We start from the raw sequence: 19503 nt of genomic DNA, 5'->3' as shown, positions 1-19503 counted from the left end.
TTTACAAATTCCGTTTATAATAAGAGTGTGTACTTTACGGCATACTTGTATTTCATTTTACTCATTCATTACATATTATATATTGGGGGGATTCTATATGGAAACATTTGGACTGGAACGGGCAGGTATCATCAATCCGTCTGCCGTATACCGCAATCTGAGCCCGGCATGCCTCACGGAAGCGGCACTGCGCCGCGGCGAAGGCGTGCTCAGCGATACGGGAGCCCTGGTCGTCAGGACGGGAAAATTCACGGGCCGGGCACCGAAGGATAAGTTCATCGTCGATACGCCGGGGGTCCACGACCTCATCGCCTGGGGCAGCGTCAACCGCCCGATTACGAAGGATAAATTCCGCGCCCTGAAAGATAAAATGACGGCCTATCTGCAAAACCGGGAAGTCTTCATCTTTGACGGCTTCGCCGGAGCCGACAAAAAGTGCCGCAAGAAATTCCGCGTCATTACGGAACTGGCCAGCGAAAACCTCTTTATCCGCAATCTGCTCATCCGGCCGAGTCAGGAAGAACTGTTACAGTACGGCGAACCGGATTTTACCATCATCGTCACGCCGGGCTTCAAATGCAATCCCACGGCGGATGGCGTCCATTCGGAAGCGGCCATTCTCGTCGATTATGAAACGCGGTTCATCCTCATCGCCGGGACACAGTATGCCGGGGAAATCAAAAAGAGCGTCTTTTCGGTCATGAATTTTCTCCTGCCCCGGGAAGGAGTCCTGCCCATGCACTGTTCGGCCAACATGGACCCGATCACCAAGGAAACGGCTATTTTCTTCGGCCTGTCGGGTACGGGCAAGACGACCTTGTCGGCCGACCCGGACCGCAAACTCATCGGCGACGACGAACACGGCTGGTCCGACCGGGGCATCTTCAACTTTGAAGGTGGCTGCTACGCCAAGTGCATCGACCTCGATCCGGACAAGGAACCAGACATCTACCAGGCCATCCGCTCCGGTACGCTGGTAGAAAATGTCATCCTCGACCCAGATACGCGCAAGCCTAATTATTTTGACCATAAAATCACGGAAAATACCCGCGCCGGCTATCCCATCGAGTACATTCCCAATGCGGCTATTCCCGGCATAGGCGGTGTGCCGACAGTCGTCATCTTCCTCACGGCCGACAGCTTCGGCGTCCTGCCGCCCATTTCCCGGCTTAGCAAGGAAGCTGCCATGTATCACTTTGTCACGGGATTTACCTCCAAAGTAGCCGGTACGGAACAGGGCATCACCGAACCGGTGCCGACCTTCTCTACGCTCTTTGGAGAACCGTTCATGCCGCTGGATCCCGATATCTATGCCCGCATGCTCGGCGAACGGATTGAACATCACAATACGAGCGTCTACCTGGTCAACACGGGATGGACGGGCGGCCCCTACGGCATCGGCAGCCGCATGGAACTGAAATACACCCGGGCCATGATTACGGCAGCCCTGAACGGTACACTGAAAAAAGCAGACTTCGTTCACGATAACCGGTTCAATGTCGATATCCCCCAGTCCTGCCCGGGCGTCCCGCCACAAATCCTCAATCCCCGCGATACCTGGTCAAGTCCCGACGCCTATGATACAATGGCAAAGAAAGTGGCCAAGATGTTTTTCGACAACTTCCATGAAAAATATCCCCACATGCCGGCAGATATCATCAATGCCGGACCACAACCATAACGTCCCGAGGAGGTCTCTATGAAAAAACAAATCATTGCAGCCGTCACCGTCGCATCCCTGCTGGGCTTTGCCGGCGGCAGTGCCGTTCAGGCATTTAATCTCGGTTCCATTCTGAAAGTCGGCGGTATTTCCGTCCTCGTTTCCAAATACGGCGATGAAATCAATACCTTCCTGAATAAACTGCTCATGAAAAACGGCGTCGGCACCGACTACGCCACCAAAGTCGTTCCTATCCTGAGCGGCGGCACGGGAAAATACATCGGCGCCGTCCAGGTCGTCGGGCCGTCCGGACAGGTGGATAAAGTCAAGGCCGTAGCCCAGATTGAAGGCGAATTCAACGGCATCGCCCGTGCCAAGGCGCTCATTCCGGTGGCGACGACCGACGTGACCAATCTGAACCGCGTGCAGGGTGTCGGCGTCTCGGCCATCATCGACTTCAAATTCTGATGTATGTCCCGTTTGTCTGAAAAAAAATAATCAGGATTGAGTTTCATTACAATTTCACACAAAGGAAAAGCCCTTGTCCGCCCGTCCGTTTCCGGCCTGACAAGGGCTTTTTTTACCGGATTTCCTTCCGATGCTCCAATCGGACAGCAGTCCTGCCCAACTGTAGTAAAAACGACACGCATTTTTTTCATCGTCATGTTCCTCTGCTGTGTCGCCACCGAATCGTTCCTGCAGGTGGCCCGGACACTGACCGGCCCCCTTCTGTCCGCTGCCGGCCGGAATCTCCTCGTCATCTGCCTGTCTGCTCCCTTTGCCATATTGGCCGGTTCGGCCGTACTGGCAAAAACAGCCTGTGAATTCCGCTGTACCCTGCTGCGCGCTCTGGGCCAGTAGCAGGACGGATATAAAAAAACTGCCGCATCCATGAGCGGCAGTTTTTTTATGTTTCTTCATCGAACTGTGCTTCATATAGCTGGTAATACAATCCGTGACGACTCATGAGTTCATCGTGGGTGCCGCTTTCGGCCACGCCTTCTTTGGTCAGGACCAGGATGCGGTCGGCATGGCGGATGGTCGCCAGGCGGTGGGCAATGATCAGCGTCGTCCGGTGTGCCGACAACGACCGCAGGGATTCCTGTATTTTTTGTTCCGTTTCGTTGTCCAGTGATGACGTAGCCTCATCCAGGATCAGCACGGGTGGATTTTTCAGGAAGATGCGGGCAATGGCGATGCGCTGTTTCTGACCGCCTGAAAGGAGGACTCCCCGTTCACCGATGAAGCTGTCATATCCATCGGGAAGAGAACAGATAAAATCATGGGCATCGGCAGCAGCGGCGGCGGCACGGACAGCCTCTGGTGATGCCGTCTCGTCGCCGAGGGCAATATTTTCCCTGACTGACCCGGCAAAGAGAAAGACATCCTGCTGCACCATGCCGACCGCCCGCCGCAGGGATGCCAGCGTATACGAGCGGATATCGCGGCCATCGAGGAGGATTTCTCCTGCCGTGACGTCATAGAACCGTGGCAGAAGGCTGGCAATGCTGCTCTTCCCTACGCCGGTAGATCCGACGACGGCGACGGTTTCTCCCGGTTCGATAACTAGATTGAAATCGCGCAGTACTGTTGGTCCCTTTTCATAAGAGAAGGAGACATGGCGGAATTCAATGCGACCGCAGACCGGACCTGCATCTATCGCATGGGGACAGTCGGTGACAGCCGGGGGCGTATCCATGAGCCCCGTATAGCGCCGGAATCCGGCCATGCTGCGCTGATACCGTTCTGTAAGCAGGGTCAGCTGCATAATGGGCCGGATGAACAGGAGCAGGTACATGAGGAAGACGACCAGGTCGGCAACGGTCATAGTGCCCATCATGATGTAATAGCTGCCGGCGGCTATGATGATCAGGTTATTGAGGTTGGTAAAGAATACGACCGTACTCATCAGGTAGGCCTCGAAGAGATAGGTCCGCTGCTGGGCGCAGCGCACATCCGTACTGGTACGGCGGAACCGTTCCAGTTCATACAGTTCGGCTGCAAAGGACTGGATGACCCGGATGGCACTGAAGCTTTCCGCTGCCCTGGCGCTGAGGCGGCCCATCTGCTGCCGGGCCAGGAAAAAGGTCTGCTTCATCCGCCCGTTGAGAAAGACCGTATCCAGCGTTTTGAGTCCCAGCACGAACAACACCAGAAGGGCCAGCTGCCAGTTGATGGAAAACATAAAGAAGGCACTGCCTGCCATGGTGATGACGCAGACCAGGACCAGATTGGGAAGCTGGAAAACGAGGTCGCCGATTTCGGAAATATCGCTGATGATCCGTGAGACCAGCTGGCCGGTCTGTGCCGTATCGAAAAAGGAAAAACTCAGGCCTTCTATGTGTTCAAAGAGCCGGCAGCGCAGGTCGTGCTCGATGTGGACCCCCATGGTCCTTCCACAGTAGCAGACGGCAAAGCTGATGAGAAGGCAGAGGACGTACAGCCCCAGAAGCAGCAGTCCGGTCTGCCAGAGACGTGCCATATCCCGGGCCGGCAGAATGTCATTCAGGATATGGCGTACAATCATGGGAAACCCCGTTTCCAGACCGGCTGCAAGGACCGAGCCGGTCACGACGACGGCAAGGAGCCGGGTGTACGGACGATAGCAGGAAAGGAAGCGTCGGATCATCCCCGGCTCCCCGTATCCGCCATGGTTTCAGGAACGCGGATCAGATAATCGCCCTTATCCCGATACAACGCGGCCGCCTCGCTGCGGCTCAGGCGGGACGGGTCATAGCGGACCGCCGTAATGACCCGGATGGTAAGGCCCGGATTCCGCTGGTGGAGCTGTTCGACTGTCCCCAGCCATCCTTCGCAGTGAACGGCGCCGGTCACATGGAAGACGAGATGTCCGCCGTGCGCCCGGGCATAGCGGTCGATGCTTTCGGCCATGGTATTGTCCTTCAGGCACTGGGCCGCAAAGAGCCGGGGAATCGTATCCTGGGAAATGGGCATAGCCTGCCCCCGGAGACGCATCATCGTCCCCGTAAATTCCCGTTCATACGCCAGGGAGCCGGGATATACGGTCTGCGGCATATAGGCTCCCCATGTCTCTTCTGCCTCCCGGAGAGAGCCTGTATGGGCATAGACGGCTGCGGCTTTCCTCGGTATATTGGCGGCAATTACGGGAATCTTCTGCGTTCTGGCAAAGGTAACCATTGGCCGGTAGGCATCCCTGTAATTGGGCCAGGGACGCCCGGCAGCAAGGTATTCGTCTTCACGTATCTTCCCGGCCAGATACGAATCCAGTACAGGCTGGGTATCCCGTTCCGCCATTTCCAGCGACAGTGCCAGTTTCCCCTGTTTCTGCTTGTACAGATCCTGCAGCAGGGCAGCTTCTGTTTCATGGATGGAAGCATTATCATGAAATTCTCCCAGAAACAGGACGTCCGTATCCGTTTCTCTGGCCGCCAGCTCCTGACTGGTCAGGACCTGCCCTGTTTCCGCATCCATGATGGGAAGCTGGCCCGGACGGCTTCCGGTCACCGCCGACGCCCCGGCAGCCGCCGGTACAGCCATGAAGAGAGCGCAGGCTGCAAGGCACAGCCGCTTCCACAGGTTTGCTGTTACGTCATTGCATGTTTCTATAGCTACCATTTCCATTCTGCTCCTATACGCCACATCCGCCCGTCGATGTAAATGTCATCGACTTTTTTATTGAATATGTCATCGACGCCGCCGTAGAGAGAAAATCCACTGCCCAGCTTTTTGCGGAATGAGAAGTTCAGCGTATTATACGTGTAATCCTGTCCGTCAAAGCGGTAGTCACTGCTGAACTGGTCCCAGAGGACGGCACTGAATCCGTTTTCTTTGTGGTCGTCATACAAAAGCTGCACCGTCGTCGTATTCTTTGCCCGGTAATTGAGCCGTTCATCGGTCCGGCCATTGACGGCATCGAGATAATTATGGGTCAGTTTCACCGTCCAGCGGTCTCCGAAGCGATGACCCAGTTCGGCTTCTATCCCGTCGATATGGGCTTTGGCGACATTGACATAGGTGTACGTCGTGCCATAGAGACGATCAGCTTCGATGAGGTTGGACACGCGGTTGTTGAAATAGGTCAGCTTGCCAAAGTTCCTGCCCTTATCATATTCCAGGCTGAAATCATAGCTCGTCGATTTTTCCGGATCCAGGTCGGGATTGCCGTAAATATCGACGGTCGTCGAGCCCATGGCCCGGTGCATTTCCATATACAGTTCGCTGATGGAAGGCGCCTTGTAGCCCCGGCCGTAATTGGATTTGAAGCGCCAGTTACTGTTCAGGTTATATGTCAGGCCGATTTTCGGCGTCGTCTGACTGCCAAACTGGCTGTTGTGTTCATACCGGACAGATGGTACGAGGAGTAATTTGTCGTTGACCTGCCACAAGTCTTCGATATAGCCGGCATAGGAATTAACTTCGTGACCGGCCATATCTTTATCCAGCCCTACGGGAGAACCGGCAAGGCGGGTGCCTTCATATTTCAGTTTGCGATATTCCGCCCCGAATGTCAGATTATGATGGCTTCCCAGATACATCGTATCCCGTGCTTCCGTAACCCAGGTGCTGTATTTGGCCCGGTCCATATCAGACCTGGGATACATGCCTCCCAGGATGGTCTCCATCATTCCCGGGAAGAGATCTCGTCCATTATCGATGAGCGAATTTTTTTTCAGCTCATTATAATACGTTCGGAACATATATTCATTCCGTTTCGTTTTTCCCGTATATTCAACACTGGCGGCCTTTTCCTGTTCATGATAGTATTCATGCTTGTCTTTGGCCGTGTATAATTTCATGGGCCCCCGGGAAAACCATGCCGGAGCGAAATCAGAGCGCAGGTCGTCATCGTGATATTCCAGGTCGAAGCGGAGTTTATTATCATTTTCGTTTTCAAAGTCATAGACGCTGGCCAGATGATACATGCGGCGCATGCCGTAGAGCGAGCGGTTGGACCCGTCTGTTACGGATGTCATGCCACCCATGGTCGCCGCGCTGCTGTACGTATAGCGGTTGAACGGACGGCGCCGGTCGAGGCGGGCATCGAATGACGTAGACCAGCGGTGATGTTTGCCAAAATTGATGTTCATATATTCTGCCGTATTCTGGGTCCCCGTCACGACGCCCACTGTGCCGCCGGCTTTATCGGGAACTTTGGTGATGATGTTGATGACCCCGCCCATGGCATCAGACCCGTAAAGAGAGCTCGACGGACCGCGGACGATTTCGATGCGGTCGATATCGCTGAGGTCCATCCGCTCCAGGGCATAGACATTGGTCGTCACATCCGTATCTTCGGCCGCGTAACGTCTGCCATCTACGAGGATGAGCGAATGATTGGTGCTCATGCCGCGTATCATGACGGCGTTGCCAGTCATGCCGGCTTTGGAAAGGTTGACGTTATTGGCCAGCTGCAGTGCCGATACGACATCACTGGCGCCCATGCGCTGCAGGTCTTCCTGAGTCCATACTTCGACGGCCTGCGGCACGGCCCGGACTTCCTCCTTTGTCTTGGTCGCCGTGACGATAACATCTTTGGACTGGAGCTGCTGTTGGCCGTCTGTGCCTGCGGCCTGTACCGGCAGGTACAGGGATGTCATGATGGCAGCAGCCGCCAGGGCCGCTGCGTTCGGGTGTATCATCTTACCATCTCCTTTTATTTTGTAGCATAGGGAATACATACGGTATACAGGCGGTTTCCTTCCCGTACCTGGGTGACAGCAGCCTGTATCTGATACAGAGGTTCAATAATGTCTCTGGTGAATACCTCCTCTACGGGGCCGTCTACGACGATGCGGCCCTTTTTGACGGCAATGAGGCGGTGACTGTAACGGGCGGCGTGATTCAGGTCATGGAGGACCATGACCACCATCATATGGGTCGTCTCATACAGATGGGCAATGAGTTCCATGAGGTCGAGCTGATGATGGATATCGAGATACGTCGTCGGTTCGTCGAGAAGGAGGATTTCCGGTTCTTTCGCCAGAGCCAGGGACAGCCAGGCGCGCTGCCGTTCGCCGCCGGAAAGTTCGGACAGGCGGTGATGCCGGAGCTCCGTCATTTCCGTTTCTTCCAAGGCCTTATCGGCCGCCCGTATATCGTCTTCGCTGAGGCTGGAAAACAATCCCTGATAGGGCAGGCGCCCCATGAGGACCAGATCGCGTACGGTCATGTCTCCCGGAGCCTGTGCCGACTGGGGCAGGAAGGAAATAATACGGGCCAGGGCATCGGCTGAAAAGCTGTTCATATCGCGGCCATGGAGATAGACCGTCCCGGCTGACGGCAGGAGCAGGCGGGCCATGGCCTTGAGGAGCGTCGATTTTCCCGACCCGTTGGGGCCGATAATCGACACGATTTCCGGTTTGTCCAGTGTCACCTGCAACTGGTCGGCAATCACCCGGGCGCCGTACTGCAGGCGCAGGTCCTTCATTTCTATACCCGTCATGAGGCTCTCATCCTCCTTTTCAATAAGTAGAGGAAAAAGGGCGCGCCGATGAAGGACATGAAAATACCTACAGGCACTTCCATGGGGCTGAACAGCGTACGGGCTGCAATATCGGCGCCGGCTACGAGGATTGCCCCGAACAGGGCCGAGCATGGCAGCAGGGGCTCAAAATCAGAGCCCACGACCAGGCGCATGACGTGGGGCACGATGAGACCGACGAATCCCAGGAGTCCGGCGACGCTGACGGCCGATGCCGCCAGCAGAGCCGCCAGGGCGATGAGCATCGTCCGCGTCCGGTCTACGCGTACGCCCAGGGTGCGGGCCACGTCGTCGCCGAGCTGCAGGGCATTGAGCCGGCGGTACAGGCACAACGTCCCTATAATGCCGATGACACTGTACGGCACGATCATGCGCACGCTCTGCCAGCTGGCACCGGCAAATCCGCCGGCCAGCCACGATACGGTCCCCTGCACTTTATCGGAAAAGAATACGGAAAGGGCGGTCATGCCGCCGCCAAAAAATGCAGCCACGGCGACGCCGGCCAGAACGAGGCGCAGGGGGTTGACGCCCCGTTCCCAGGCCAGCAGGAATACGACAGCCGCCGCTCCCAGCGCCCCGGCAAAGGCGGCCAGCGGCACCAGCGCCGTAAGGCTGGGCGCCAGCATCATCAGGGCCATGGCGGCCAGTCCGGCCCCGGCAGAGATGCCGATGATGCCCGGATCAGCCAGCGGGTTGCGCAGGATTCCCTGGAGGATGCAGCCGGACAAGGCCAGATTGGCGCCGGCCAGAGCGGCACAGATGACGCGGGGCATGCGCAGGGTATAGATAATGCGGTAGTCCTCTGTCGTTCCTGGTGCCGTAAGGGCCAGCCAGACATCCCGGACGGGAATCGTCACGGCTCCGGCCATGACGGCCAGGACGAGGATGATCAGCAGCAGCACACAGCCCATCAGGATGACGGCCAGCCGCCGTGTCTGTCTTGATTTGACTCTGTCGTCATATATACCAGTCATAAGGTTCCTCCTTGATACAGGCACTGGGACATATATTCCATGGCATCGGCAATGTGGCTTCCCGGATTGACCGTAAACAGACGGGCCGGAAGCTCATACACCCGCCCCTCCCGGACAGCCGTCACCTGGCTCCAGGCATCACTGTCGCTCATGGACTGACGGAACCGCTTCAGTTCGTCTGCGCTCTGTCCCATGGAAATGATGAAAATGATCTGGGGATCGTTTTTGATAACATATTCCATGCTGAGCGGCACATAAGGCCCCTGGAGGGAACTGTCCAAATCGGCAATATTAGTACCGTGGAGCCGCTTCAGCAAATCTCCGGAGAAGCTGTATGATGTAGCCATGTTATTGCTTTCCGGCGAACTGAATACGATAAGGCTCCGCGGGCTCGTCTCATGGGAAGCGGCCTCTACGACGGCATCACACCGTTTTTTGATTTCATCAGCTCTGGCGTTGGCTTCTCCTTCCTTGCCGGTCAGTTCGCCGAAAAAGCGGAGTGTTTTTTCCGTATCTTCCAGCGAATCAAGTGAATTAATATACAGTGGAATACCGTTTTGTTCCAGCGTCTGCCGTATCTGGTTATGGAACGGCACATTGACACCGATGACCAGATCGGGCTTCAGGGACAAAATCGTTTCCATATTCGGGCTATGGATAATGCCCACAGCCGGTACGTCTTTCATGGCATCGGCCAGTTCCGGCGACATAGAATCCGACGTCGGTTTCCCTGCGATGGTATCTCTGCCACCAGCCGCATAATACAGATCCAGATTGGATACATTGAGAAAGACGACACGCTGCGGATGGACCGGTATGGTCAGTTCCTGCCCCGTCGCATCGGTAACCTGGCGGGTCTGTGCCTGTCGTGCCGTATCTTGTGGCGTCATCATGAGATAGGCCACGATTCCCAGGATGATCAGGCAGACGATGGCAATGATTCCTTTCAGTATATGTTGCAAGAAATTCCCTCCTTTGTTCATAAAATCACTATGGGACCATTGTACAAATATTGTTATCGATTGTCAATATCATTATTTTTAATTCATATATTTATTACGGTTTTCTAACAAATAAAGACGGCACGTTCCCAGGGAGGAGATACGACCTGACAACGTGCCGTCTTTCTATGAAAACTGCAGCGGAAAAGACTACTGTCAAGGGAAGGGAATGACTCTTCCGCTGCAATGAAGGAGGTAGCTTAGTCCATCATGTGTTTCATGACCGCCTGGATTTCATCAGGACGCAGCTGCTTCATCGTTTCTGCCATAAGCTGCATGGCCCTGATTTTATCTGTCATGCCACCGGAATGTTTTTTCATAGCCTTCATCCGGGCAACAATATCGCGGACTTTCTGTGAATCTTGTGCCGCAATGCCTTCCATAGCCAGACCGTTTTTACCTGTCAGGAGATACTGCATACATTCCAACGTCGTCTGCGTCACATTGACCTGCCAGAATTCACCGGCTGCCGTCAGTTTGCATAGGACGCCCGTATCCTGTACGAGTCCCCGCTTTTCCCATAACTGGTACAGCCAGCGCAGTCCGGCCAGTTCCGGTCTTGCCGCAGCCAGGCCATCCAGATTCAGATATCCCTGTTCGAGCTGCTGCTGGACCGTATCAACCAGATTTTGCAAATCATTTTGTTTTATCAAAGCCATGAAGGGTTTCTGCCCATGTTCTATCATTGCTTCATAGGGCAGGAGCGAACGGTGCAGCATTGTCGAATAGCCATCAATATGGCCACCGGCACCGCTTCCAAAAGGAAACATGGCGGCATGGCTGCGGGCCAGGCAGTTGTACAGGCTCCGTTCCCGGTTGCTGCAGCTCCAGTGACAGATGTTCAGCCGTTTCCAGGCGTGACGGTCCATATAATCCCTGGCCAGAGCAAAGAGATGTGCTTCCTCTTCTGTCGTCGCGGCCGGGGGAAGGCGGCCGCTTTCGATAGCCCGGCTGAGGTCACTGTCTTCAAAGACATTGAGCTGATACAAGTCCGCGCCATCGACACCGGATGCAACCAGGGCATCGAGGTCTTCTTTCCATACCCGTTCTGTCTGACCGGGCAGGCCATAGATGAGGTCGATGACCACGGCGCATTGTTCATACGCTTTGAGGGCCGCCAGATTCTTCAGGACCGTATCCTGGTCATCGAGGCGTCCCACCTGACGCCGTATCTGCGTGTGGAAGGACTGTACGCCCAGAGACACGCGGTTGACGCCACATCGGAGCCATGTTTCCATTTTCTCCGGCACCAGATCGTGGATACGGCCTTCCAGTGTCAGTTCATAATCGTTGGCCAGAGGCAGGCAGCGCCGGATAGTCTGCAGCAGCCGCCGTGCATTGGCAGCCGACAGGGACGTCGGCGTACCGCCACCGATGAAGACGGCGTGAATGAGTCCGTCCCGCAGCCGCGGCTGGTCCGCTGCCATTTCCAGTTCCTGTACGAGGCAGTCGATATAGTGGTCTTCTTCGTCCTGATTGGTCCCATTCTGGAAAAAGCCGCAGTAGAGGCATTTGGTCTTGCAGAACGGGATATGGATATACGCCGTCTGCAGCCGGGTCCGGTCCGGGCGCTGTGCCATCAGGCGCTGCCATATATCCTGGGCCTGGTCAGCCGGCAGTACCTGTCCCTGCAGTCCCGCATGAACAACACGCTTGCGGGGGAAGGCCCCCGTAAGCGGATCTGCTGTCTCTACTCCGAATTGCAGGGCCCGTTCCTCTGCCGACAAGGATTGATAATACGTTTCCAGATTCATGTCATCCCTCCGTTATGCGGCGGTACACATCCCGGGCAAACGCTGCCGCCTGACTGAGATCGGCCGCATCAGGGTGTTTTGCCGCTTCTGCATGAAGTGCGTCCCGCTCCGGAGACCGTCCGTGGGGCGACCCGGCAGGAAATTTCTTGTACATCATTTCAATCACTTTCGGATCGACGGCTCCCTGGCAGATAAAGGTCCCGTCTGCCGATTTTCCGTCCGGCAGGAGCGCTTCAGCCTGTTTCAGGCTGCTGGCAGCATGCTCCGACTTAGGATTGGCACCCAGGGTAGCAAAGAGACATATGTGGTCATTTTTCAGAGTGCGGATGACATCCTGCGCCTCCTGATTGGCCGTACCGCGGTCCACCCAGAACCCCAGGAATACGCAGTCGTACGCCGTCAGATCCGGTTCATCTGCCAACGGCTGGCAGGGCGTGCCCGGCGGAAGAGCCGCCGCTATGGCTTCGGCCACTTTTTTGGTATTGCCCGTACGGGTAGAATATACTACGATTGTTTTCATTCGTCTCACCTCATTAATACTAGATAGCTTATGTAACGGTATATCATCTGCGTGTCTGTATCGCCTAATTCAGGCGGAAATTTACATTTGTCGTGATAGTCACGGTGCTGCCCGTGGGATTGGGATAGGGGCAGGAAGCATAGGCCGCACGGACGGCAGCATCATCGAGCAGACTCTGCCCGGAACTGCCTGCAACAGATACGCCCAGGCAATTTCCACCAGCATCGAGGGTCGTCTGAATGGTGACAGTTCCCTGCAGATTCCGTTTGACTGCCATGAGCGGATAATTTTTATTGGCATTGACCGCCGCCTGCCAGCCATCGATATCGAACGGTCCCGTTCCTGTACCCGGTGTCTGGCTGTCGCCGCTTCCCTGTCCATCACCAGAACCGTCGCCATATCCCTGGCCGTCGCCAGTCCCGTCTCTGGCGCCATCACCGCTGCCACTGCCGATGCCACTGCCGTCACCGGTTCCCGTGCCGCTTCCCGTTCCTTCGCCGCTGCCACTGCTGCCGCCGGCAGGAGAATCCCCCCCGTTTCCGGCGTCTGCAGCTGGCGCAGAAGGTGGAGCCGGTGCTGCAGCCTGCAGAGCTGCATCCTGCCGCGGCACGTCGGCTGCCGGTGTCACAGCCGGTACGGCAGCAGGAGTCTGGGGACGCAGGGCCGATTGATTCTCTGTGACTGCTTCCACTCGTTTTTCCATATCTGCAGCCGACAGTTTATCCGGGAAAAGAGTCTGACCCGCACTGCCACCTCCGCCACCGCCGGCATGGCCGCTTCCCTGGCTTTGCGGTTCCGACGAATCGAGATTGATGACGACCATCTTCGGTTCATGATGGATAACGGCTCCAGCGCACAGCAAAACAAATACGGCAGCGACGACTACATGTACGGCCAGGGAAATAGTATATGCTTTTTTCCATGTCATGATCCGTGTCATGTATTATCCCTTCTGTTCTGCCGCGATAGCCAGCCGTTTCACGCCGGCTCCTTTCAGCATATCCATGACGGCTACGACCTGTCCATGTGCCGTCTGCTTGTCTGCCTGGAGAATGACGGCAGCGTTAGCATTTTCCGTCATGTGCTGTTTCATCAGCTGCGACGCTTCATCAATGGTAACAGGTTTATTGTCCAGTGTAATATGGCCTTCCTTGTCCAGGGTCAGAATGATGGGCATCTGCACAGGGGCACTGGCACTCTGCGCCTGGGGCAGCTGCACGGACAGTGCTTTCTGGGCCACAGTCTGCAGGCTGTTCATCATAAAGAAGACGAGAAGGAAAAAGATAATATCTATCATGGGGATAATCATGAAAATAGGTTTCTTTTTCATGCGCATATCTTGAAACATCAGGCTCTCCCCCAGCTTTCTTTCTTGGCATTCAGGACATCGGCGCACAGGCCTTCCGTATCGGTCACGATGACATCGAGCTGATGGCTGAAATAGGTATAGACGCAGAACGCCAGGATAGCTACGCACAACCCGCTGGCCGTCGCTACCAGTGCTTCCCCGACGCCACCGGTAATAGCTGCGGCACCGGCACCGTTATCGAGGATACTGAAGGTATTAATCATTCCCGTTACGGTTCCCAGCAGCCCCAGGAGCGGGGCGATGGTGACGATGGCGCTGAGATAATCGAGATAGCGGCGGAACCCGACGGCTTCTGCTGCCATGCGTTCCATAAAGGCATGACGCATGGCTTTTTCATTCTGATCATTGCGCAGACCCTGTTCTACGACGCGGCTGATCGCCGTGGGAAAACTCTGGCAGATTTCACCGGCCATATCCCATTGCTGATGGGCCGCCGCATGGCGGACACCAGTAAAGAACTTCTTCGACTGGCGGCGGTTCTTTTTATAATAGGAAAACCGTTCGACGGCAATGGCCACCGTAATCAGCGATAAGAGCAGCAGGGGATACATGACGATGCCACCACTATGAAACAAATGCAAAAAATAAGAAAACCCTTCCATTACTTCCACTCCTTCTGTAATCCATACCGTATTCAGGCGTAGTACTACCTCTGCATATCAGCAGAACAAAAAAGAAACGACCGATACAAATCCCAGCCACAAGGCCACTGTATATCCCAGGCATTCCCAGGTTCCGTCCCGGACTACTTCTCCTCTGATTTTGTGCATAAGGTCCTCCTTTTAATATCGATAGTAATTATCACCTGTAATCATGATATCAAATCTCAACAATATTTTCTACTCCAATTAGTCATCGGCTGCTCCAATCGGACATTTTCTTTTCCCTGTCCACGGATTTTTCCAGGCCGGTTACGGCGTACCCTTTTTAGAACCGGTATTCCATGCCGGCACGCCAGATGCGCCCGTCCAGATAAATTTCATCTATTTTCTTATCGAAAATATTATCTACGCCGGCAAACAGGCGGAACCGGTCATTGAATTTGCGGTTTACGACAAAATTCAGGGTGTTATAGGTATATTTGTCGTTGGAATCGCTTTCATAATAGTTGTTGACCCACTGTTCCCAGATGGTGAAATTATATCCGCTGGTCTTATGATCATCATAGGTAAGCTGCAGTGTCGTGATGTTATCGGCTATGCCATCCACGCCGTGAGCTGACGAAGCCGCTGACGCCGACTTATTGCTGGCACTCGTCCAGTTGCTCGTCGCCTTGATATCCCAGCGTTTGGACAGATTGCGCCCCAGGGTCAGTTCGATGCCGTGGGTCTTGGTCGTGCCGTCGATGTTGTAATACTCGCTCACGCCGCGCATACCACTGACACTATGGGTGGAAATCATATTGTCGATAGTATTGTGGAAATAGGTCACCTTGCCAAAGGTCTTCCCCCATTCGCCTTCATAGCTGACGTCCCAGTTCGTCGATTCTTCCGGCTGGAGATCCGGATTGCCCATGGTCAGGACGCCCATGTGGGTGTAGTCCATATACAATTCACTGACCGTCGGGGCCTTGAATCCTTTGCCCCAGTTGGCTTTGAACCGGTTGTTGTCATTGAGAAGATACGTCACGCCCAGATGCGGTGTCGTCTTGCTGCCGAATTCACTGTGCTTGTCATAGCGGACGGCAGGGATGATGATCCACTTGTTCCCAGCCAGCCATTCATCCTGGATATAAGCGGCATAGGTATTGACGTCTTTGCCATTGTCGCCGCTTTTGCCGAAATTGACCCCTTCGACGAGATAGCGGTCATATTCCGTGCCATAGGTCAGGGTATGACTGCCGTTGATTTTATGGCTGTTCTTGGCTTCAATGCCCCAGACGGAGTAGGTATTGGTTTCTCCCGTTTCTTTTGCCAGGGCCGTATAGGGCAGGAACCGGAATTTATCCATCTTGCTGTAGAATGCGCGGATCATATAATCATCTTTTTTATTCTTCCCCGTCAGGCTCAGGCTGGCATCGCGCCGTTCCGTTTCCAGTTTGGCATCCTGCAGACGGATGATACCGCCCCAGGCACCGGTATTGTATTCCTTGTGGCTCCAGTCGCCGGTCAGCTTATCTTTATAATATCCCAGGTCGAGATTTAAATTCTTATCCTTGCCCAGTTCATAGGTCCCGCTGAAGCGATAATTCTGTTTTGGCCCCTGCAGGTTTTTGATGGGCAGTCCCGATACGTTATGTTCCGTCCACTGGCGGTCTTTAGAGAAATCCATATCAAAAACGCCGCTGAATTTCCCCTGTTTCCCCAAATCGATATGATAATAGTTCTGCATGTTCGTCGTACCGGTCGTAGCTCCTACAGTGACCGACGGTTTTCCTGTCGATTTCTTGGTGATGATATTGATGACGCCAGCCAGCGCATCGGAACCATACTGGGCAGAAGCGGCACCGCGGACGATTTCAATGCGTTCAATCGTATTGACGTTGATCCGGTCCAGGGCCAGCAGATTCTGTGTCGTAGCCGTATCTTCAATAGCTGTACGCTGACCATTGATGAGGATCAGAGTCTGATTGCTGGCCATGCCGCGCATGGAAACGCGGTGGCCAAATCCAGTGCTCGTGTTCATGATCTGTATATTATCTGCCAGCCGCAGTGCCGAGTAGACATCGGTAGCCCCCAGCTTCTGGATGTCTTCTGCCGTAATGACTTCTACCGTATTTGGAACCGTCTTTACTTCGGCTTCTGTACGGGTAGCCGTAACGACGACGTCTTTGCTGAGCAGGTTCTGCGTATCTGCCTGTGCCGTACCAGCAGCTGCCGCATAGGCCGGCATGGCCATCACAGCCAGAATAATGCCTGTCATATATGATTTGTACTGATGATTCATGTTCCTATACACCCCTCTGTTATTTTATGATATTAATAATCAATAACGATAAAATAATACCATAAAACAAATAAGTATGCCACTCCAATCGGACATTTCCGGCTCCATTTGGACATTTTTCGCAAAAAAAAGAGAGACTATCTCATAGAGACAGCCTCTCCAGGCATACCATAACTCGTGCCTGATGGCTATGATTTTCGTTTCTGCCGGTACATACTGGGCGTCAGGCCCGTAAATTTCTGAAAGGCCTTGGCAAATTTGCTGCTGTTTTCATATCCGACACGGGCTGCGATTTCCATAATGCTTTCTTCCCCTTCAACAAGCAGGCGCGCGGCCTCACTGACGCGGTATTCCTGCATGTACTGGAATATGGTCTTACCGTACATTTCTTTAAAGCACCGTTTCAGTGTCGTTGCAGCCAGACCGCCACGCTGTGCCAGTTCGTTGATGGTCAGGTGTTCTTTTACATGCTGGGTCAGCAGGAAATGGACTGCTTTGACGGCATCAGCCTGTTTTTTATTGAGCTGTATCTGGTTCTGCTTCTGCACCGGTTCCAGTGTCGTGAGAAACAGCAGGATTTCCATCACCTTCAGGCGCAGATACCGCTTCCGAATCTGTTCCGGCACGTGATACAGTTCATAAAACAAATGGCGCATGGATGTATTTTCTTCAAGAATCATACCAAAGCGGCTGTGATAGCAGAACCGGTTGCACAAACCGGACAAGTCCAGCGAATCATCGGTCAGCAGCCGGTCCAGTACGGGCTGGGCTTCCGGGACGTGGACGATCAGGGATACGCCATGATAGTGGGATGACGGGAAAAAGGCATTGTGGCAGTAACCGGCACTGTCCCGCCAGCCGATGGACATATCGCCCTTTCCCATATACAGGTATTCCCCGTTCTGGAAATGGCACTCGATCCGGCCCTTTTCACAATGATTGATGGCAAATACGTCCGGTCTGGGCCGTGCGGGGAAGGTGACGTTCTGCAAATGGGATGTAATGTACTGCAAAGTGATGCCGGGATATACGGTATAGGCCGCAATGCGCAGCTTGCCGGACGCACTTTCCATAAGAGTCAGATTATCGTCTTCCGTCTGCCTGATCTGTAATGCCTCTTTCCATTTCATGACTACCGCCTCTTTTCCGTTCCATCATGCCACCGGTAATACTGCCGGGGTGCCCCTTTCTGTCCAGTAAACCCATGCCAGAGAAATTCCGCCTGTTCCAGCGTAATGACCAGGGCATGCAGCACGACAGGCATCTTTTCCACCTGTTCCAGCGTCAGATGGCGTACCGCCAGAGCCTGCTCGTACTCCACATCACCCGGGCCGTACCAGCTGGCCGTCCCGGTGAGCTGCATCCCCGCAAGGTCCGACAGGCCGGTGAACGGGTCGTATACACTGAGACTGACATGACGGTTCCGGTAGAGATTGGTAAACTTCATCCCACCTTCAGTGAAGAGATACATCGTTCCGTCCCGGTACACATACTCGATAGGAGTGCAGCGCACGCTGGTACCGCTTCCCGTCGCCAGTGACGCCGTATTGTGACTGGTCAGGAAGTGCTCCACCGCCTGACGTACATCCTCATCGGGAAGCCTTACCGTTTCATCCAGCCACTCACGGCGCAGCTGGCAGGCGATGGCAATGACATCATCGGGAAAAGACTCCCGGTCTGCAGGCAGTACCATTTCCAGTGGGATGCCGTCACGGTGAGCCTGCTGATGGAATCGTGCCGCCTCTGCCCGGTTTCCCAGCAGGACCGCAGCCAGATGAGAGGCATGCCAGGAATATCCCGCCAGAGCAGAACGCAGAGACGAGCTGTCCGATGTCACAAACAAGACTGCCCCATACCGGGCGGCCAGGAAAGGAGAAACGTGCTGCCACGACAGATAGCGGCACATGCCAAGGACCCGGGCAAGACATATCGCCATTTCTTTAGTCCGTTCCCGGTCATCGTATACTATCAGGGTATTCACTCGTATCGCATCCTTTATATGAAATTGAATATTATTAGCAATAATATTGTAGCAGAAATCCCTCCATTTGAAAAGATGATTTCTCCCATCCATCCCATCCTGCACCGGCCTGTACGGCCACGAGCCAGTTTTTCTGCCATACCAGTGCAAACGTGCTATAATAAGGATAGACAAAGGGAGCTGATGCGTTTACACCAAAGGAGCTGATTGCTATGACAAAAACAGCAGCAGATATTATGGAAAAAAATGTCATCACAGCTAAAAAAGATACGACGATTTTCGATCTCGTCGATATGTTTGTCGAACATAACATTTCGGCCATCCCCGTCGTAGACGACGACAACACAGTCATCGGTATTGTCACCGACGCGGACCTCCTGTACAAGGAAGTCAAGCCCCATGTTCCACAGTATGTCAATCTCCTGGGGGCCAATATCTACTATGGCAACCTCAAAGAATACGAACAGGGATTCAAGAAGCTGTTCGCCTGCACAGCGGGACAGCTCATGACCAAAAAAGTCGTCATGGCCGGCCCGGATGCCACCATGGAGGACCTGGCCAGCGTCATGGTCGCCGAACACCTGAAATCCATCCCTATCGTCAAGGATAAAAAGCTGCTCGGCCTGGTCGAACGGAAATGTATCTTGAAACAACTCTATACCGAATACGGGGAAGACGATCCGGAACCACAGACCACCTGACAGGATACGTCCACTGCATAAGACAGAGGCTGCCGCTTCCACAGCAAATTCCTGACGGACTACCTCTTCCACGAGAACGGTATAACTCATATTTTCCCTCTCCCTTTTTTCTGATTTCTGTCACAACGTTTTTAACCTAATCCGCCAGAAGTCCTCCACCTCTTAGGTGGGGGATGAAGGCGGGTATGGCGAAT

Annotated in this window: 18 protein-coding genes; 4 read left to right on the top strand and 14 right to left on the bottom strand. The window is 54.3% G+C overall.

Annotated elements, in window-relative coordinates:
- The first annotated feature begins 97 nt into the window (after positions 1-97).
- The 3 genes from pckA to B2U90_RS10220 are packed head-to-tail and all read left to right on the top strand — an operon-like array spanning position 98 to position 2521.
- Positions 98-1681, top strand: coding sequence for a phosphoenolpyruvate carboxykinase (ATP) (pckA, locus tag B2U90_RS10230; protein ID WP_292017714.1), 1584 nt, complete (start codon positions 98-100; stop codon positions 1679-1681).
- Positions 1682-1699: 18 nt separating this feature from the next.
- Positions 1700-2128 (top strand): hypothetical protein, encoded by a 429-nt coding sequence (locus B2U90_RS10225; RefSeq protein WP_059075711.1) that lies wholly within the window; start codon positions 1700-1702, stop codon positions 2126-2128.
- Between the two features lie 36 nt (positions 2129-2164).
- Positions 2165-2521: a hypothetical protein gene (locus B2U90_RS10220; RefSeq protein ID WP_292017713.1), complete on the top strand. Its 357-nt coding sequence runs from the start codon at positions 2165-2167 to the stop codon at positions 2519-2521.
- 46 nt (positions 2522-2567) lie between these two features.
- Here B2U90_RS10220 and B2U90_RS10215 read toward each other — a convergent pair whose 3' ends face one another.
- The 14 genes from B2U90_RS10215 to B2U90_RS10150 all read right to left on the bottom strand — a co-directional run bounded on the left by B2U90_RS10215 (position 2568) and on the right by B2U90_RS10150 (position 18608).
- Complete coding sequence (locus B2U90_RS10215) at positions 2568-4289, bottom strand: ABC transporter ATP-binding protein (RefSeq protein WP_292017712.1); 1722 nt, start codon at positions 4287-4289, stop codon at positions 2568-2570.
- Complete coding sequence (locus B2U90_RS10210; protein WP_292017711.1) at positions 4286-5257, bottom strand: ChaN family lipoprotein; 972 nt, start codon at positions 5255-5257, stop codon at positions 4286-4288. Before B2U90_RS10210 ends, B2U90_RS10215 begins: the two co-directional genes overlap by 4 nt.
- Positions 5251-7281 (bottom strand): TonB-dependent receptor plug domain-containing protein, encoded by a 2031-nt coding sequence (locus B2U90_RS10205; RefSeq protein ID WP_292017710.1) that lies wholly within the window; start codon positions 7279-7281, stop codon positions 5251-5253. The genes B2U90_RS10210 and B2U90_RS10205 overlap by 7 nt, the downstream gene beginning before the upstream one ends.
- Before the next feature lie 14 nt (positions 7282-7295).
- On the bottom strand, positions 7296-8084 hold the full coding sequence (locus tag B2U90_RS10200; protein ID WP_292017709.1) for an ABC transporter ATP-binding protein: 789 nt from the start codon (positions 8082-8084) through the stop codon (positions 7296-7298).
- Positions 8081-9097: a FecCD family ABC transporter permease gene (locus B2U90_RS10195; protein WP_395754003.1), complete on the bottom strand. Its 1017-nt coding sequence runs from the start codon at positions 9095-9097 to the stop codon at positions 8081-8083. Before B2U90_RS10195 ends, B2U90_RS10200 begins: the two co-directional genes overlap by 4 nt.
- The gene (locus tag B2U90_RS10190) at positions 9094-10059 is read right to left on the bottom strand and encodes an ABC transporter substrate-binding protein (RefSeq protein ID WP_292017708.1); all 966 of its coding nucleotides are present in this window, start codon (positions 10057-10059) and stop codon (positions 9094-9096) included. The genes B2U90_RS10195 and B2U90_RS10190 overlap by 4 nt, the downstream gene beginning before the upstream one ends.
- 239 nt (positions 10060-10298) lie before the next feature.
- Positions 10299-11852 carry a heme anaerobic degradation radical SAM methyltransferase ChuW/HutW gene (gene hutW, locus B2U90_RS10185; protein WP_170087632.1) on the bottom strand — a complete coding sequence of 518 codons (1554 nt, stop codon included), beginning with the start codon at positions 11850-11852 and terminating at the stop codon, positions 10299-10301.
- A gap of 1 nt (position 11853) precedes the next feature.
- The gene (locus tag B2U90_RS10180) at positions 11854-12372 is read right to left on the bottom strand and encodes a flavodoxin family protein (protein ID WP_113855478.1); all 519 of its coding nucleotides are present in this window, start codon (positions 12370-12372) and stop codon (positions 11854-11856) included.
- A gap of 64 nt (positions 12373-12436) precedes the next feature.
- Positions 12437-13312 carry an energy transducer TonB gene (locus B2U90_RS10175; protein ID WP_292017707.1) on the bottom strand — a complete coding sequence of 292 codons (876 nt, stop codon included), beginning with the start codon at positions 13310-13312 and terminating at the stop codon, positions 12437-12439.
- A gap of 3 nt (positions 13313-13315) precedes the next feature.
- Complete coding sequence (locus B2U90_RS10170; RefSeq protein ID WP_075582031.1) at positions 13316-13720, bottom strand: ExbD/TolR family protein; 405 nt, start codon at positions 13718-13720, stop codon at positions 13316-13318.
- Positions 13720-14343 carry a MotA/TolQ/ExbB proton channel family protein gene (locus tag B2U90_RS10165; protein ID WP_075582030.1) on the bottom strand — a complete coding sequence of 208 codons (624 nt, stop codon included), beginning with the start codon at positions 14341-14343 and terminating at the stop codon, positions 13720-13722. Before B2U90_RS10165 ends, B2U90_RS10170 begins: the two co-directional genes overlap by 1 nt.
- A 325-nt stretch (positions 14344-14668) precedes the next feature.
- The gene (locus B2U90_RS10160) at positions 14669-16627 is read right to left on the bottom strand and encodes a TonB-dependent receptor plug domain-containing protein (protein WP_292017706.1); all 1959 of its coding nucleotides are present in this window, start codon (positions 16625-16627) and stop codon (positions 14669-14671) included.
- Between the two features lie 188 nt (positions 16628-16815).
- Positions 16816-17757 carry a helix-turn-helix domain-containing protein gene (locus B2U90_RS10155; protein ID WP_292017705.1) on the bottom strand — a complete coding sequence of 314 codons (942 nt, stop codon included), beginning with the start codon at positions 17755-17757 and terminating at the stop codon, positions 16816-16818.
- A 2-nt stretch (positions 17758-17759) separates the two neighbouring features.
- Positions 17760-18608, bottom strand: a complete 849-nt coding sequence (locus B2U90_RS10150; protein ID WP_292017704.1) for a pyridoxamine 5'-phosphate oxidase family protein — start codon at positions 18606-18608, stop codon at positions 17760-17762.
- Between the two features lie 212 nt (positions 18609-18820).
- Between B2U90_RS10150 and B2U90_RS10145 the strand changes: the two genes are divergently transcribed.
- Positions 18821-19309 carry a CBS domain-containing protein gene (locus tag B2U90_RS10145; protein ID WP_059075705.1) on the top strand — a complete coding sequence of 163 codons (489 nt, stop codon included), beginning with the start codon at positions 18821-18823 and terminating at the stop codon, positions 19307-19309.
- The last annotated feature ends 194 nt before the right edge of the window (positions 19310-19503 follow it).

The sequence above is a fragment of the Megasphaera sp. UBA4233 genome (assembly GCF_002395615.1).
GTDB lineage: Bacteria > Bacillota > Negativicutes > Veillonellales > Megasphaeraceae > Megasphaera > Megasphaera hexanoica.
This window is presented reverse-complemented; position numbering and strand designations above follow the sequence as displayed.